Source organism: Bartonella sp. WD16.2 (genome assembly GCF_002022505.1).
GTDB lineage: Bacteria > Pseudomonadota > Alphaproteobacteria > Rhizobiales > Rhizobiaceae > Bartonella.
In genome coordinates this window covers 1735524-1753506 of the sequence record NZ_CP019781.1, presented here as the reverse complement: position 1 = coordinate 1753506, position 17983 = coordinate 1735524, and the positions used below count along the sequence as shown (strand labels likewise).

Here is a 17983-nt window from a genome sequence, read left to right as displayed (position 1 = left end):
TAAATTGTAATCTCATGATAAATGCTCTTCGCCATTTCATTGACTTATCCATTTTAATCCTGCAAACAGCACGCGCTATCATCGATTATGCCGCAATCCTTAAAACAACTTTCAAAACAAGGCAAAATTCAGAATTTTTTGTTGGTAAAACATCGGCAATGATTTTTGAAAATCATCCACACGTACTCGCATTTCATTTGATATCGGCATGCGATAGCTTGGTGGAAAAACGTCTATGTTAACTGATTCAAAGATACAACTTAGTCATAGTGAAACCATTTCTGATGCAGCACAGATATTATCGTGTTTTGTAGATATCATTACACTGAAAACTACAGCACATCATCGAATGCTTAAATTAGCACAATATGCCCAAATTCCTGTAATTAACGCCCTCACAGATGGTACACATCTTTGCCAAATTCTAACAAATATTCTTACTTATGAAGAATATTGTGAACCAATTTCCGGTAAAATATTTGCTTGGATGAGAAACGGTAATACGGTAATAATGTTCTTCGCCCCTTAATCAAAGCAAAAGCCATTTTTAACTTTCACCTATGCATTGCCACACCCAAAGGTAATGAACCGCAAACAAAATATATCGAGTGGTCATGTGAACGAGGTGCTCATATTACATTTACTAACGATCCCCAAAAAGCTGCAGAAAATGCTGATTGCATTATTACCGATACATGAGTTTCCATGGTGCAAAAATTTCGTGCCCGCAGTCATTCTATTTTTAAGCCCTATCAAGTCAATGAAGCTTTAATGAAATTAGCCAAAACGCTCTTTTTATGCATTGTCTTCCTGCTCACCGTAGTGAAGAAGTCGTAAATACTATAATTGATGGACCACATTCTGTCATTTTTGATGAAACCGAAAATCGTCTCCATACCCAAAAAGCGATTCTTGCTTGGTGTTTACATGACGCATTTTTCTCTGCACAATAAATTATTCAAATAAATCATAAAAAGTCAAAGATATGAACGTTGAAAGCGAAAAAACCAATAATGAGACTTATTCTAATAATATCTGCTTGAATGGAGATGACACTGTTATTCCCTTTCAAGTTGAAGGACTTGATGTGCGTGGACGTATTGTACAACTTGGAGAAACTGTCAACTCTATTCTTACAAGCCATCAATATCCTGAACCTGTCTCTTATCTTTTGGCAGAAGCTTTAGTTTTAACCGTCTTACTTGGAACTTCACTCAAAATTGAAGGGAAATTTATCTTACAAACCCACTCTGATGGACCAGTAAATATGCTGGTATGTGACTTTACTACTCCCTCTCAGTTACGTGGTTACGCTCGCTTTGATGAAAAAAGTTTAAAACAAGCGATAACCAATGGACAAACATCTTCAGAAATGCTGCTTGGAAAAGGAACCTTAGCATTCACTATCGATCAAGGTCCCCATACGAAACGCTATCAAGGAATTGTCGCATTAGCTGGATCAAATCTACAGGAAGTTGCCTGTACTTATTTTGATCAATCAGAACAAATCTCCACGGATATTCGTTTAGCAGTCGCCGTGTTAACCAATCATGATCACCAAGGAAAATTAACAAGAACCTGGCGAGCAGGGGGTATTTTAACTCAACTTTTGCCCCAGGAATCACCCCATTATAAAACGCATATAGCACATCAACAAGTAAAAGAAACTAAAACTCATGCCCAACTTAAAGATCAATGGCAAGAAGTTAAAGTACTCACTAAAACCATTGAAAATGAAGAACTTACAGACCCTCAAGTTGGTCCTAAACGGTTACTGTTCCGCCTTTTTCACGAACAAGGCGTTACAGTTTTTAAAGCATCTCCTATTGTGGCTCAATGTTCTTGTTCGCGCAAAAAAATTAAAATGATATTAGATAAATTCTCTACTGAAGAACGCGCTCAAACAGTTCAAAACCAACAAATTTCAGTCACATGTGAATTTTGTTCAACAGTCTATTATTTCAAACCACAAGAATTTTCTGAAACAGAACACAAATAATTTCCACTTATAGCAAAAAAGAACCGTTTCTTCTTAATTCAACAACAAACATGATTTGTATAATTTTGCTAAACACAGCATTATAAACTATTTCCTCTTATATAAACTGCGTAACCGGACATAAAGTGCGCCATTTCCACCATGCTGACGAGAAGCTTTCTCAAAAGCATGAATATAATATTGAAAAATTGGTGTTGATAACCAATAAGGAACATACTGATATAAAACGCCATTACTTCCATGTGATTGACCTTTGCCTGTAATCACTAGAACATAGCGCAATCCACGTTGCTGAGATGATTGTAAAAATTTTTTCAAGAAAAAATAGGCTTCATCCTGTATAAAACCATGAAGATCAATACATGCCTCAATAGAATAATGACCTTTTGCAATTTTACGATGTGTTGTACGATCGAAAAAATATATTTTTTCTGTTTGTTCTAGCATCCCTCTACTGTTTTTAACCATTGTTAATCGTTTTTGATTTTGTTGAGAGAATGAAAAAATATGTCTTTCTTGCAGTTTTTTATGTTTGGTATTTTCAACATCTTCTCTCATAAAAGGAGAGCTCTCATCATGAAGTGGTATCGTAGTACGACAAACTTTCTCCCACAAAAAGCTATCTTCTAACATCAATAACTTATGCCTCTTCTCCTCTTGACCTTTAGCCATTTTGACCCTGCAATTTTCCTTGAATTTAATTAAAAAACTCAATAAACGAACAATCGTTTTAATCTCCATCTTCTGTTGCAAAAAGTTTCCAATTTGGATCTTGTGATAAACTGTTGCGAACAAAGGTCCAAATATCTTTAATTTCTACAATAGCTTCAGGATCACCATCTATACATTCGTCTTGCTTATTATAAGTTACAGAAATAATTTCACTAACAATACGCACAGTTAAAAACTCTTCATTTTTTTGCATTTCTGCTGCAACAAATTCAACTTTATTAATCCCAACAAAAGTAAATTTGACTTTCTCCTCTCTTTTTTCGCGCTGCTCAATAGCTGCACAAAAACTTTCAAAAACATCTTGAGAAAGCAACTTTTTAAGTTGATCACGATCGCCTTGTGCAAAAGCTACCATAATCATCTCATAAGCAATTTGAACACCATTAACAAAAAATTGAGGAGAAAAATTAGAATCAGCCTGACAGATAGCCCGCAAACCATCATTCAATGCGCTCCCTTCTGGTGCAATTGCATCGATTTCACTAAAATCTTTCTTTCGCGCATTAACCTGATGAGGAAACGAAAAACTATGATCGACTGTTTCTGTTTCAATCTGCTTTTTAGAACAACCAGAATAAGGGTCAAAGGGAGGCCTTTCAAAACCAGTCCGCTTTCCTAATACATTACGCAGTTGCATAAAAACAACAACCATAATAACAAGAGCTATTACAAGTACAACATCAAATTCCATGGGTGCTGTCAATCTCCAAACCTAAAGTGATCTGCAATAAACATTACAGTTAATATTATTTATCAATTAATATATAAATTAAATAAATCTACCATTCAAATAGTGTTTATGGTCTCTAATTTAAGTTGAAAAGAAACTATATATAAATTTTCCTATAAAAACCTTGAGAAGGGAAGTTTCGTGTGACAAAATTTTATCATATAAAGCCTCGCTTTTTTGTGGTTATTGTCCTTAGCATTCTTTTTGTTGAAATTGCCGGTTTTATTGTTGTTGGAAATGAAATCGGAATTTTAGCAACTTTGAGCTTAATCCTTTTAACAATGATAATTGGAAGCATTTTATTACGTATTCAGGGTATTAGCCTTTTCAAAAATATACAACGAGAGCTTATCCAGGGGACTATGTCAGAATATTATATAGCTGATGATGTCCTCATTATTATTGGCGCGATTTTACTTATTTTTCCTGGTTTTGTAAGCGATATTTTAGGAATATCACTTCTTATAAAACCTATACGTACTTTTGTCCGTTTCTTCTTTTTATCATTAAAAAATAAAATTAATGCTAAAACAAGTACCAATACCCAAAATGAATCTGAAAAAATAATTGAGCTTAACGCAGAAGATTATCAAAGCTATAATATCAAGGAATCTCCTTGGCGTATAAATGATGATCATTAAAATATAAAAAAGCTACAACAAACATAAAAAATAACGAAGATAAAAAGAACGTTTCTTGTAACCTTGCACAAAGCATGGTAACCACTTTATTTTGAAACCTGAAAAATATATGCATTCCATATGAAAGGTATTTAATATGGCCGAAGGTGAAATAAATAATAAAAACGCAGGGCCAGTTTTTGCTGTATTGACTCAGTACTTAAAGGATTTTTCATTCGAAAATCCAAACGCCCCTCAGTCATTGCGTTCGCGAGAAAAAGCACCGCAAATTGATATTAACATAAATGTCGATGCCAACCCAGCTGGCAATGATAATTATGATGTAACCTTATCACTTTCAGTCAAAGCCTTTGATGATGCTGAAATATTATTTCATGTAGAATTGATTTATGGTGGTATTTTCCATATTAAAAATATTCCACAAGAACATGTTATGCCATTGGTTTTTATTGAATGTCCCCGTCTTTTATTTCCCTTTGCTCGGCAAATCATATCTGATTCTACTCACAATGGTGGTTTTCCACCCTTACGTATCGATCCTATCGATTTTGCAGCTTTGTTTCAAAAGCGTATTGCTGAAGAACAAAAAAATAACTCAACACAATCATCTTAAAAAGAGTTTCAAAACAAATGTGATCTATTTTTGGTTTTTTAATACCAAAAAGATTTTAAAATTTCAGTTTTTTCTTTCAAACAATTTTTGCTGCATGATAAGCTGCCAGTGTTGCAATATTGACGATATTTGTATCGTGTCCACTAAACGGCACAATTTGGACAGATTTTTTTAACCCAATTAAAATGGGGCCAATAATGGTTGCTTGACCAAGCTCTTGTAACATTTTACTTGCAATTGAAGATGAATGATATCCAGGCATGATCAAAATATTAGCAGGCTCTGTTAACTTCATAAAAGGATATTGCTGCATTAGTTTAGGATTGAGTGCTATATCGGCACTCATTTCTCCATCAAATTCAAAATCAACCTTACGTTCACACAAAAGACTGACAGCATCCTGGATATGCTGAGTAACCTGCCCTTTCATATACCCAAAAGTAGAGAATGCTAAAAATGCTACCCGTGGCTGATATCCCAACCCACGAACAAAAGAGGCTGTTTGTTCAGCTATGTCAGCAAGTTCTTCAGCATTAGGATGTTCATGAATAGCTGTATCAGCAATAAACACAGTTCGTTCACGACAAATAGCCATTGAGATACCAAGTAACCGTTCTTTTGGTTTTTCATCAATTACCCGGCGTATATCCATTAAAGCTGTTTCATAATTTCGTGTTACTCCTGTAATCATTACATCAGCATGGCCCAATGCTACCATACAAGTAGCAAAATAATTGCGATCATTATTAATGCGGCGATGACAATCTCTCAACAACCAACCTTGGCGCTGCATTTTTTTATAAAGATAATCAGCATAAGCGTCCGTATAACGGGATAGCTTAGCATTAACAATAGAAATACCTTCACGTTCAAGATCAATTCCAGCAACAGCAGCAGTACCTTTAATCTGCTCTTCACGACCAATCAAAATTGCTTTACCCAATTTTTGATGAACATAGGAAACAGCTGCGCGCATTACCTGTTCTTCTTCTCCTTCTGCAAAAACAATTTGTTTTGGCGTTTGACGAACACGATTATAAATACCACGCATCGTGGATGCAATGGGATCACGCCTAGCATTTAAATCACGCTCATAAGCCTCTAAATCATCAATATGCTTCCTTGCAACACCACTCTCCATTGCTGCTTTTGCCACAGCAATTGAAACAACTGTAAGCAAACGTGGGTCAAACGGAACAGGAATAATATAATTTGGACCAAATTTTAGCCGATTTCCATGGTAAGCTTTCGCAACGCTATCTGGTACATTCTCATGCGCTAAACCTGCAATAGCTTTCGCTGCAGCAATTTTCATACTTTCATTAATAACCGTCGCACGCACATCAAGTGCACCACGAAATATATATGGGAAACAAAGAACATTATTAATTTGATTGGGATAATCCGATCGACCTGTTGCTATAATAGCATCATCACGTACTTGCATAACCTCTTCAGGTGTAATTTCGGGATCCGGATTGGCCATAGCAAAAATGATCGGTCGTGGAGCCATTGACTTGACCATTTCACGGGTTAGTGCGCCTTTAACTGAAACTCCGAAAAATATATCAGCCCCTTCTATCGCTTCAGCAAGAGTACGTTTATCCGTTTTTGTAGCATGAGCAGACTTCCACTGATTCATCCCCTCTTCACGACCTTCATAAACAACGCCTTTAGTATCACATAATAGAATATTTTCAGGTCGAAAACCCATTGCTTTGATGAGTTCAATACAAGCAATCCCCGCAGAACCAGCGCCATTGCAAACCAACCGCGTATTATTCATATCACGCCCAGTTAAATGCAAAGCATTGAGAACACCAGCAGCTACAATAACTGCTGTTCCATGTTGATCATCGTGAAAAACAGGAATATTCATTATCTCCCGCAAACGGCTTTCGATAATAAAGCAATCCGGTGCCTTAATATCTTCAAGATTAATGCCACCAAAAGATGGTTCCAAATGACGCACTAGATTGATAAAACTTTCTGTATCGTTTGTGTCAATTTCTAAATCAATCGCATCAATATCTGAAAAACGCTTAAAGAGTACTGCTTTTCCTTCCATCACTGGCTTAGATGCCAGTGCCCCTAAATTTCCTAAACCTAAAATAGCAGTCCCATTTGATATAACAGCAACAAGATTGCCTTTTGCTGTATAATTATAAGCCAGTGCTGAATCGTGAGCGATTTCTTTAACCGGAACAGCCACACCCGGCGAATAAGCAAGTGCTAAATCACGCTGAGTTGCCATAGACTTTGTTGCAACAATTTCAAGTTTTCCCGGCCGACCACGACTATGAAAATCAAGAGCTTCTTGTTCGCTTGCACTATAAGCTTTTTTATGCGTTTTTTGATACTGTTCACTTTTTTTCATTTTACTTAATTTTTCTCCAAAAACAGTATATATTCTGCTTATTAACGAGCGCAATTATTTAATTTTAAAATTTGATTCATATGCTAAAAATCGCTATGCTTTTCTTAAATAGATAATTCACTATACGTTTCAATTTAGAGATAATGAAGATATGCATCGAAGTAAATAAAAAAGGGCGTAAAAACCTATATCAAAGGAAATGGGCACGTCAAAATGACAGAAAAGACTGAAAAAAATAATTTAATCCCACAGTCTGCAACTGCACATCAAGAACGCCTTACACCCATGATGGAGCAATATATAGAAATCAAAGCAGTTAACAGTGATTCTCTCCTTTTTTACCGTATGGGTGATTTTTATGAATTATTCTTCAATGATGCAATTGAAGCTTCGCAAGCTTTAGGAATCACTCTCACAACACGTGGCAAACATTTAGGCGAAGACATTCCCATGTGTGGTGTTCCTGTTCACTCTGCAGACGATTATTTGCAAAAGCTTATCGCTTGTGGCTATCGTGTTGCTGTATGTGAACAAACAGAAGATCCTGCAGAAGCAAAAAAACGCGGCTCAAAATCCGTTGTTCAGCGTGATGTTGTACGCCTTGTTACACCCGGAACCATAACAGAAGAAAAACTCCTTGATCCAACGCGCGCAAATTATTTGATGACGCTGGCTCGCACCAGAACCAATGATAGAAAAGAATTTGCCCTTGCTTGGATTGATATTTCCACGGGCATATTTCGTGTTACACAAAGTCATCCTGAAAAACTTTTGACAGATATCATGTGTGTAGACCCACAAGAAGTGATTGTAGCTGACTCATTTTTCCATGATCCATCGCAAAAATCGCTCTTTAATGCTCTTGGTCGTATCGTCTCACCTCAACCACTTAGTCTTTTTGATACAATAACCGCCGAACACGATATTTGCAGTTATTTTAAAGTATCAACTCTTGAAGGCATTGCAGACTATTCACCTGCAGAACTTTCAGCAATCGCTGCAGCTATCCGTTATATTGAAAAAACGCAAATCACTCATCGTCCCCCTCTTATGCGACCTGAGCGCCAAAATGAAAGTGCCACCCTTTTCATTGATGCAGCTACTAGACTTAACCTCGAACTTATTCGCACCACATCTGGACAACGCGATGGGAGCTTACTAAAAACTATCGACCGTACCGTCACAGGAGGTGGCTCACGTCTTCTCGCTGACCGCTTAATTTCCCCGCTTACTACTCCTGCAACCATCGATAGACGTCTTGATTCAATCACCTTTTTTCTGAGCAATACTTCCCTTTCAAAAGCTATTCGTATTATTTTGAAAGGGGGAGCAGATATGCCGCGCGCAGTTTCACGTTTAGCTCTTGGCCGAGGAGGACCACGTGATATAGCTACAATTCAACGCGGCTTTGAAATTATTAATGAGCTTAATCAGCTTCTAAACAATGAATTGCCTCCCCAAGAAATAAGTGACGTACGAGAAGTATTCTCAAATTTACCCATTGCTTTGTACACTCAATTAGAAAAAGCATTAGCCGATGATCTTCCTCTTCTCAAACGTGACGGCGGTTTTATTCGTCCCAATTATCATCAAGAATTAGATGAAACCCGCAGTTTACGTGATGAGTCCCGTCGTGTCATTGCTGAACTTCAAGCACAATATGCTCAAGAAACAGATATTAAAACGCTTAAAATTAAGCATAATAACATTCTAGGATATTTCATTGAAGTCACAAGCTTACAAGCTTCAGCTCTCACAAATACCCCACAATTAAAAGCACGTTTTATCCACCGGCAAACAATGGCAAGTGCTATGCGCTTCACCACAACAGAGCTTGTCGAACTTGAAAGTCGTATCGCTCATGCAGCAAATCATGCAATGACGCTTGAATTAGAAATCTTTGATACACTTGTTAATGAAATTACCACACACGTTGATTTTATTCGTAAAGCTTCTGAAGCACTTGCTGTCTTAGATGTATCCGTTGCTTTAGCTCATTTAGCTGAAGAACAAGGATATTGTCGTCCCAAAATTGACGACTCACTTACTTTTCAGATCATTGGGGGACGCCACCCTGTGGTAGAACAAGCATTACGAAAACACGCAACAGAATCATTTGTTGCTAATGACTGCGATCTCTCTGTACAACAAAATCACCAATATGCAGCAATTTGGTTATTAACGGGCCCAAATATGGGAGGAAAATCAACTTTTTTGCGACAAAATGCTCTCATTGCTATTATGGCACAAATGGGCTCCTTTGTTCCAGCTGCTTCAGCTCATATTGGTGTTGTTGATCGTTTGTTTAGTCGTGTTGGTGCTTCTGATGATCTTGCACGGGGACGTTCGACTTTTATGATGGAAATGGTCGAAACAGCAACCATTCTCAATCACGCTAGTAATCGTTCTCTTGTTATTCTTGATGAAATCGGGCGAGGTACATCAACCTTTGATGGGCTTTCAATTGCTTGGGCAGCAGTTGAATATCTCCATGAGGTAAACCACTGTCGTGCCATCCTTGCCACACATTTTCATGAAATGACAGCACTGACTAAAAAACTCAACCGTCTTCATAATGTAACAATGAAAGTTAAAAATTGGAATGGTGATGTGGTCTTTCTACATGAAGTCACTAAAGGAGCTGCTGACCGATCCTATGGAGTACAGGTTGCAAAACTTGCCGGACTTCCCACAGCAGTTATCACTCGTGCTACAGATGTTCTACACCAATTAGAAAAAGGTGAAATGGCTGGAAAAGGAAACAAATTAATTGATGACTTGCCGTTATTTTCTCCTCAAACAACATCACCCACAACTGAAGAAACAGACAAATATTACGCAATTAAAGAAGCTTTAAATAATATTCACCCCGATGAATTATCACCTAAGGATGCGTTAGAAGAGCTCTATCGCCTTAAGCAGCTGAATACACACTGAATCTTTCATAAACTGCAAAAAGGTTTCTCGTCATTTACTTAGTCATAGTTTTTTGAAAAAAGCTTTATTTGAACTTAAATCTTTTTGATTTTTCTCCTTTTAGAATTCATAATTTTTTATTTGGAACATGAACAATCTAACAAATAAACTTCACTTTTCTGATTTTTCCTTACCAACAACATTAAGTGATTTAGTTATCAACATTATGGTACATCAGTTCTTTCGGTAAATACTCTTACCTTGTCAAGATAACCTTCAAATATACCGTCCTACTATCCTCCATTTATGCCTACAACTTATTGTATTATTATTGCTTTTTGTTATGATCAGTACAACTTATAGATTAAGTGTAAATCGATTTCATTCCTTAACTGTAGATCTTCTTTTTGGCACTTTAGTAGAGCTTATTCATAAGTCATTGTTTGGGATAACTTTTTGCTCTTTCTATGAAGTAGAGAAACTACAGCAATCAAAAATTGCATCATTGACATTTTTTGATCCCTCTACACTTTAATCAAAATAGCTCATAACGACACCCTCTAGACCAATAGAGTGATCAATCCCAAAAATTACGAAAAGATACTAAAGTTTTGGTCAATTTCACTTATCTGCATTAAATTCAATTTTCCACTTAAATTAAATATTACGAACCGCACCTTTAGCAGCAGAAGTGGTCATAGCTGCATAAGCTTTTAGAGCCTTTGAAACTTTACGCTTACGTTCTTCAACCGGTTGCCAAGCAGTGTTTCCTTTTCCTTCCATCTTGGCACGACGGCGCATAATCTCAATTTCATCAACCATCAAATGGATGATACGATTAGGAATATCAATCTCTATAATATCGCCTTCTTCTACTAAAGCAATTGTGCCTCCTTCAGCAGCTTCTGGTGAAACGTGACCAATAGAAAGCCCTGAAGACCCTCCCGAAAAACGCCCATCTGTTACAAGTGCGCAAACCTTCCCTAATCCTTTAGACTTAAGATAGCTAGTTGGATAAAGCATTTCTTGCATTCCAGGTCCACCGCGTGGACCTTCATAACGGATCAAAACAACGTCACCTGGTTTAATTTTATCAGCTAAGATTGCTGAAACAGCTGAATCTTGACTTTCAAAAATCCGTGCAGGACCTTTAAAGGTTAAAATCGACTGATCAACACCTGCAGTTTTCACAATACAACCATCTTTTGCAAGATTCCCATAAAGAACCGCCAAGCCTCCATCTTGTGAATAAGCGTGCGCAATATCACGGATGACACCTTTTTCACGATCAAGATCAAGAGTATCATAACGAGATGCTTGGCTAAAAGCTACCTGTGTTGATACACCACCTGGTGCCGCACGATAGAATTCATGAATGCTTTTTTCATTGGTTTGTTTCACATTCCACTGACATAGAGCCTCTTTCATTGTTTTTGCATGAACCGTGTAAGTTGATGTATCGATAAGTCCCGCTGCATCTAATTCACCCAAAAGTCCCATAATACCACCAGCACGATGAACATCTTCCATATGAATATTAGCAACAGCAGGTGCAACTTTACACAAAACAGGAACACTGCGTGAAAGACGGTCAATATCAGCCATGGTAAAATCCACCTTGCCTTCTTGTGCTGCTGCTAAAAGATGCAGTACAGTATTAGTTGATCCACCCATGGAAATATCTACAATCATTGCATTTTCAAAAGCCTTACGTGAAGCGATAGAACGCGGCAAAACTGTCTCATCGTCTTGTTCATAATAACGTTTTGTCAATGTAACGATACGTCGGCCTGCCTCTTCAAAAAGCCCCTGACGATCCGCATGTGTAGCCAACATTGATCCATTTCCAGGAAGAGAAAGCCCTAATGCTTCGGTAAGACAATTCATAGAATTGGCAGTAAACATGCCTGAACAAGAGCCACATGTAGGACAAGCGGCGCGTTCCATTTCAGAAACTTCTTCCTCTGAATTACGATCATCAGCCGCAACAATCATTGAATCAACTAAATCAACAGTAATATCCTGGTCTTTCCATTTAATCTTGCCCGCTTCCATAGGGCCACCTGAAACAAAAATTGTTGGAATATTTAACCGTAAAGAAGCCATCAACATGCCAGGCGTAATTTTGTCGCAATTAGAAATGCAAACAAGAGCATCTGCACAATGGGCATTGACCATATATTCAATAGAATCAGCAATGATTTCACGGGAAGGTAAAGAATAAAGCATTCCATCATGCCCCATAGCAATCCCATCATCGATAGCAATGGTGTTAAATTCCTTCGCAACACCACCAGCGGTGGCTATTTCTTGCGCAACAAGTTGCCCAAGATTTTTTAAATGTACATGCCCTGGCACAAATTGTGTAAAAGAATTTGCAATTGCAATAATGGGCTTACCAAAATCCATATCTTTCATTCCTGTTGCACGCCAAAGACCACGAGCCCCTGCCATATTGCGTCCATGAGTTGATGTTCTTGAACGATAAAAAGGCATTATTTTTTTCCTTGAATAATTCTAAAATTCTTCTTTGTTGTGCTGCAACCTAATTATAAAGGCAAGAATTTTAGTGCTAAAAACAAAAAATATTGTTTTATTGAAGCAGTCAAATTTCTAAGGGCCTGAGATCCTTTACAAAATTCAATTTGATGGATGTTTATCGTCCATAACCAATAAGATTATCCTATGCACTTCTTTAATTTTGATTAAATATAACAATAACTTACAAAAACCAAATAAAAGCACAATTAGACAATAATAATAACTAATATTAATTGACTTCATGATGAATAAAAATTTAAATCATGAGTTTATAATGTATAATACATTGATTTTTAAATTATTTTCTTGAAAATAAAATCAAATCCCATTACATACTTTGGTATGTGCTGCACATTACGAATCATAAAGTTAGCACTATATTCTAGTTTATGGATTTAATTTTACATCACTCTTGAATTTTTTATTACAGGCCATAATACAGTCAATGGCTTTTTCGTATTGCCTTCGAGCAATAATAGAATTTCTGTTTAGCGAATAGTTTATTTTACTTTGCTCTCATTAAACTTACATTTCTATGGCTGTTTAAAATTCAAAAAGACATAGAATGAATTAAGTGTAGATAAACATATTACGAACTTATTGAATAAACCTCTTAAAAAAGAGATTTATCACGAAAACCACAGTGCCTCTCAACCGATGTATAAATTTTCTTTCCAAATATTTGCGTTATATTGAGAAAAATACTCTAATCTTTTTGGTGGAGCTAAGCGGGATCGAACCGCTGACCTCTTGCATGCCATGCAAGCGCTCTCCCAGCTGAGCTATAGCCCCAAAAATACCTTTTCTTCCCAAAAGGAAGATTAACAATCTAAAAAGATTCCTAAAACGAGAAAAATCCAAGATCAAGAGGAATTTGTCTTCAACAAAACGAATATTGAATCTTCTCGTTTTCTTTAAATACCATCATCGTCTGGAACACTACCACCAATAATATCGGTTACATCATCATCCTCATCGCTTTCAGTGTGCGATAAAAATGTATCGTCGTCATCTCCGAGATCCATATCATCATCTTCCAAAATAGGGAGATCATCATCCTTAGAATCATCAACATCTTCTTCCAGTAACATAAAAGCAGACTTTTCAAGTGCTGTATCAAGCTCTTCAGTGTCAACTTCTTCTTCGCTACTAGCTTCAGCTGCTGCAACCTCAAAATAAGAGCGCGGATAAGAAAGCCCTGTATAAGGTGATACAATAGGATCACGATTAAGATCATAAAATTTCTTTCCCGTTTCCGGGTCAACACGTTTGGTTCCAAGTTCCTGTTTTGCCATGGACCGTGCCTCTTTGGTTAGCTACAATTTCATTTAAAAACGAATTTAAGGTGCTTAAGCGAAAAACAATGTATTTGTCAAAGATAAATGCATTGTTTCACACGGATTTTCTCATGACGCTTATTAAAGTGTGTGCTAAAGAACACTTATATTTTATAAAATTCAGATTAAAATTAAATAAAGCTTCTATGCAAAACCCAATACCCGCAACAGCTCAAAAATCTACGAATCTTTCTGGTACAATCAAAATACCAGGCGATAAATCAATCTCTCATCGATCTCTCATATTAGGGGGGCTTGCAAATGGTGAAACGCATATTCATGGACTTCTTGAAAGCAATGACATTTTGCAAACAGCTGCTGCTATGCAAGCTATGGGCGCTTATATTCGTAAAGAAAATAATCTCTGGATTATTCGAGGAACTGGAAACGGCTGTCTTTTGCAAGCGCAAACACCTTTAAATTTTAAAAATTCTGGAACAAGCGCTCGCCTGATTATGGGAATGGTCAGTTCTTATCATATGAAAACAACCTTTATCGGTGATTCTTCTCTGTCTAAACGTCCAATGAAACGTATCCTTGATCCTTTGTATTTAATGGGCGTTACAGTTGAAAAAATGTATGGTGATCATTTGCCTTTAACGCTTTACGGTCCTAAAATGGCTAGTCCGATTTGTTATCGTGTACCAGTGGCTTCTGCCCAAGTTAAATCAGCAATTCTTCTTGCAGGCCTTAATACTCCCGGTATTACCACTGTTATTGAACCAATCATTACCCGAGATCACACAGAAAAAATGTTAAAAGCATTTGGTGCGGAACTTGAAATAGAGACAGACAAAAAAGGTACACGTTTCATTCATCTGAATGGCCAACCACACCTTACTGGACAAATTATAGATGTTCCAGGAGACCCTTCCTCTGCTGCTTTTCCACTTATTGCAGCCCTTCTTGTGGAAAATTCCGATATCATTATTGAAAATGTTCTCATAAACAACTCCAGAATCGGTCTTATCCAAACATTGTGGGAAATGGGAGCTAAGATTGATTTTTTAAATCAACGCCAAAAAGGAGGAGAGGATATTGCCGACCTACGTGTCAGATCATCAATATTAAAAGGCGTAACTGTACCTAAAGAGCGAGCTCCATCAATGATTGATGAATATCCCGCTTTAGCAGTAGCAGCAGCTTTTGCTGAAGGTAAAACAACTATGCTAGGGATTGAAGAATTGCGTGTTAAAGAATCAGATAGGCTTTCTGCTATTGCCCAAGGATTAAAAATCAACAACGTAGATTGTGAAGAAGGCATAGACTTCCTTATTGTTCACGGGCAAAACTCAACAAAAGGTCTAGGAGGTGGACGCGTTACGACATATCTTGATCATCGAATTGCAATGTGCTTTCTTGTATTTGGATTGGCATCAGAAAAACCTGTAACCATCGATGATACACGAATGATTGCCACCAGCTTTCCAGAGTTTATCCCCTTAATGCACCAACTTGGAGGTCAAATTCTTTGAAACCTTTTGTCATTGCAATTGACGGCCCAGCAGCCTCTGGTAAAGGAACATTAGCTCGTAGAATTGCAACCCATTATCATCTTCACCATTTAGATACTGGTTTAACCTATCGTAGTGTTGCTTATATACTTTTACAACAAAGATTGTCTCTTGATGATGAAACCAGTGCTATCACATACGCCACAAAGCTTGATTTTAACACTTTAGATTCAAAAGATTCAAATCTTCTCACTTCTCATGAAATTGGTGAAGCAGCTTCAAAAGTAGCAACTATACCGGCAGTGCGTGAAATTCTTGTTGCAAAACAACGCAACTTTGCCAAAATTCTGCCAGGCAGCGTACTTGATGGTCGTGATATTGGCACTGTTGTCTGCCCTGACGCAAATATAAAATTTTACGTTTTTGCAAATGTTCAAACACGTGCAAAACGCCGCTATCAAGAAATTTTAAAAAAGGAGAACAAGCAGATTATCATGAGATCCTTGCTAATCTTAAACAACGCGACAGACGTGATTTAACCCGCAAACAAAGCCCTTTAAAACCAGCAAAAAACGCCCACTTGCTTGATACGTCAGAATTGAGTATAGAAGAAGCATTAACAGCTATGTGTACCTTTATTGATCCTGTCATAAAAGCCCATACAGTTAAATAAAATCACCCTGGTGATTCCAGCTCAGCGCTAATTTCTCTTTCCTGTATTAAAGATAAGAAATCATGGAATTACCCCATATTAACACTAACCCAGCGCTTATACCTTTTATAACAAAGGTATGTATTTAGGAGTTCTTATGTCACAATATAATCCCACAACAGCGGATTTTGAAGCTCTTTTAATGGAATCCTTTCAAACTAACGATCTTACTGAAGGATCAGTCGTGAAAGGCCGTATCATTGCAATCGAAAAAGACATGGTCATTATTGATGCTGGCCTTAAAGTAGAAGGACGTATTCCACTTAAGGAATTTGGCACAAAAGGTAAAGATGGCTCCTTGCAAGCTGGTGATGAAGTTGAAGTTTATGTTGAACGCATCGAAAATGCGATGGGTGAAGCTGTTTTATCACGCGAAAAAGCACGTCGTGAGGAAAGCTGGACTCGCCTTGAAGAAAAATTTAATGCTGGTGCGCGTGTGGAGGGAGTTATCTTTAGTCAAGTTAAAGGTGGATTTACAGTCGATCTTGATGGTGCCATTGCTTTCTTACCCCGCAGTCAAGTTGACATTCGTCCTATCCGCGATGTTGCACCTTTAATGCACAACCCACAATCTTTTGAAATTCTGAAAATGGATCGTCGTCGTGGTAATATTGTTGTCTCACGCCGTACCGTTTTAGAAGAAAGCCGTGCTGAACAACGTTCAGAAATTGTTCAAAATCTTGAAGAAAATCAAATTGTTGAAGGTGTAGTTAAAAATATTACCGACTATGGTGCCTTTGTTGATCTTGGAGGAATTGACGGCCTTTTACATGTCACCGATATGGCATGGCGGCGTATTAATCACCCATCTGAAATCCTTACAATGGGTCAAACTATTAAAGTTCAAATTATTCGTATCAATCAGGATACGCACCGTATTTCACTTGGGATGAAACAACTTGAAAATGACCCATGGGATAGTATCAATGATAAATATCCAGTTGGTAAGAAAATTACGGGTGCTGTTACGAACATCACTGATTATGGTGGTTTTGTTGAAATTGAACCAGGAATTGAAGGATTAATTCATGTCTCTGAAATGAGCTGGACAAAGAAAAATATCCACCCTGGAAAACTCCTTTCCACATCACAGGAAGTAGAAGTTGTTGTTCTTGAAATTGATGCTTCTAAACGGCGGATTTCACTTGGTTTAAAGCAAACATGTGAAAATCCATGGGTGGCTTTTGCTAACAAATTTCCTGTGAATTCACAAATTGAGGGTGAAGTTAAAAATAAAACAGAGTTTGGCCTTTTCATCGGTCTTGAAGGCGATGTCGATGGGATGGTTCACCTATCTGATCTTGATTGGAATCGTCCTGGTGAACAAGTCATCGAGACTTATAACAAAGGCGATATCGTTAAAGCTGTTGTTCTTGATGTTGACGTTGAAAAAGAACGCATTTCCTTGGGAATTAAGCAACTTTCTTGCGATAAAGTTGGAGAAGCAGTAGCCTCTGGTGAATTACGTAAAGGCACTATTGTGACTTGTGAAGTTTCTGGAATCAATGAAAATGGCATTGATGTGAAATTAATTGACCACAATCTTGAAACAACAATTCGCCGTTCCGATTTGGCTCGTGATCGTGATGAACAAAATCCTGAACGTTTCGCTATTGGACAAAAGGTTGATGCTTGTATCACCGCATTCGATAAAAAAACGCGGAAACTGTCAGTATCCATCAAAGCCTTGGAAATTGCAGAAGAAAAAGAAGCAGTAGCACAATATGGATCAACAGATTCTGGTGCTTCTCTCGGTGACATTCTTGGTGTAGCCTTAAAAAAACAAGAGCAAGATTGATAAACAACTCATATTTAAGACCGCTTATTTTCGAGCGGTCTTTTTTATCTTTCGCTGAAAATATTTTCTTAACTTTTCAGTAGTCTGACAAAAAAATAAATATTTTTAAATAAAAACTTATTTTTCCCACTAA

General features: G+C 37.3%; 11 protein-coding genes, 1 tRNA gene and 2 pseudogenes. 8 read left to right on the top strand and 6 right to left on the bottom strand.

Going from position 1 to position 17983, the window contains the following annotated elements:
* Positions 1-14 precede the first annotated feature (14 nt).
* Both argF and BWD162_RS07585 read left to right on the top strand, forming a co-directional pair.
* Positions 15-953, top strand: a pseudogene (gene argF / locus BWD162_RS08040) (ornithine carbamoyltransferase).
* Between the two features lie 32 nt (positions 954-985).
* Positions 986-1999, top strand: a complete 1014-nt coding sequence (locus BWD162_RS07585; RefSeq protein ID WP_078706087.1) for an Hsp33 family molecular chaperone — start codon at positions 986-988, stop codon at positions 1997-1999.
* An 87-nt stretch (positions 2000-2086) separates the two neighbouring features.
* On the opposite strand, the gene BWD162_RS07580 is transcribed toward BWD162_RS07585, so the two are convergent.
* Together BWD162_RS07580 and BWD162_RS07575 are read right to left on the bottom strand one after the other, a co-directional pair.
* Entirely contained in the window at positions 2087-2671 is a 585-nt protein-coding gene (locus tag BWD162_RS07580; RefSeq protein WP_078706185.1) for a Smr/MutS family protein, read from the bottom strand.
* A gap of 58 nt (positions 2672-2729) precedes the next feature.
* Positions 2730-3422: a Tim44/TimA family putative adaptor protein gene (locus tag BWD162_RS07575; protein WP_078706086.1), complete on the bottom strand. Its 693-nt coding sequence runs from the start codon at positions 3420-3422 to the stop codon at positions 2730-2732.
* 182 nt (positions 3423-3604) lie between these two features.
* Between BWD162_RS07575 and BWD162_RS07570 the strand changes: the two genes are divergently transcribed.
* Both BWD162_RS07570 and secB read left to right on the top strand, forming a co-directional pair.
* Positions 3605-4102: an FxsA family protein gene (locus tag BWD162_RS07570; RefSeq protein WP_078706085.1), complete on the top strand. Its 498-nt coding sequence runs from the start codon at positions 3605-3607 to the stop codon at positions 4100-4102.
* A gap of 136 nt (positions 4103-4238) precedes the next feature.
* The gene (gene secB / locus BWD162_RS07565; protein ID WP_078706084.1) at positions 4239-4715 is read left to right on the top strand and encodes a protein-export chaperone SecB; all 477 of its coding nucleotides are present in this window, start codon (positions 4239-4241) and stop codon (positions 4713-4715) included.
* A gap of 76 nt (positions 4716-4791) precedes the next feature.
* Here the strand turns inward: secB and BWD162_RS07560 are convergent, their stop codons facing one another.
* A complete protein-coding gene (locus BWD162_RS07560; protein WP_078706083.1) occupies positions 4792-7092 on the bottom strand; it encodes an NADP-dependent malic enzyme in 2301 nt (766 codons plus the stop codon).
* 213 nt (positions 7093-7305) lie between these two features.
* Between BWD162_RS07560 and mutS the strand changes: the two genes are divergently transcribed.
* Positions 7306-10029, top strand: a complete 2724-nt coding sequence (gene mutS, locus BWD162_RS07555) for a DNA mismatch repair protein MutS (protein ID WP_078706082.1) — start codon at positions 7306-7308, stop codon at positions 10027-10029.
* Between the two features lie 636 nt (positions 10030-10665).
* Here mutS and ilvD read toward each other — a convergent pair.
* The 3 genes from ilvD to BWD162_RS07540 form a co-directional block, all read right to left on the bottom strand.
* The gene (gene ilvD / locus BWD162_RS07550) at positions 10666-12504 is read right to left on the bottom strand and encodes a dihydroxy-acid dehydratase (protein ID WP_078706081.1); all 1839 of its coding nucleotides are present in this window, start codon (positions 12502-12504) and stop codon (positions 10666-10668) included.
* Positions 12505-13265: 761 nt separating this feature from the next.
* A tRNA-Ala gene (locus BWD162_RS07545) sits at positions 13266-13341 on the bottom strand.
* A 122-nt stretch (positions 13342-13463) separates the two neighbouring features.
* A complete protein-coding gene (locus BWD162_RS07540; protein WP_078706080.1) occupies positions 13464-13844 on the bottom strand; it encodes a TIGR02300 family protein in 381 nt (126 codons plus the stop codon).
* Between the two features lie 188 nt (positions 13845-14032).
* Here BWD162_RS07540 and aroA point away from each other — a divergent pair, with 188 nt between their 5' ends.
* The 3 genes and pseudogenes from aroA (at position 14033) to rpsA (ending at position 17850) form a co-directional block, all read left to right on the top strand.
* Complete coding sequence (gene aroA / locus BWD162_RS07535) at positions 14033-15361, top strand: 3-phosphoshikimate 1-carboxyvinyltransferase (protein WP_078706184.1); 1329 nt, start codon at positions 14033-14035, stop codon at positions 15359-15361.
* Positions 15358-16013 (top strand): annotated as a pseudogene (gene cmk / locus BWD162_RS07530) ((d)CMP kinase). Before aroA ends, cmk begins: the two are co-directional and overlap by 4 nt.
* 136 nt (positions 16014-16149) lie before the next feature.
* On the top strand, positions 16150-17850 hold the full coding sequence (gene rpsA, locus BWD162_RS07525; protein ID WP_078706079.1) for a 30S ribosomal protein S1: 1701 nt from the start codon (positions 16150-16152) through the stop codon (positions 17848-17850).
* Positions 17851-17983 lie beyond the last annotated feature (133 nt).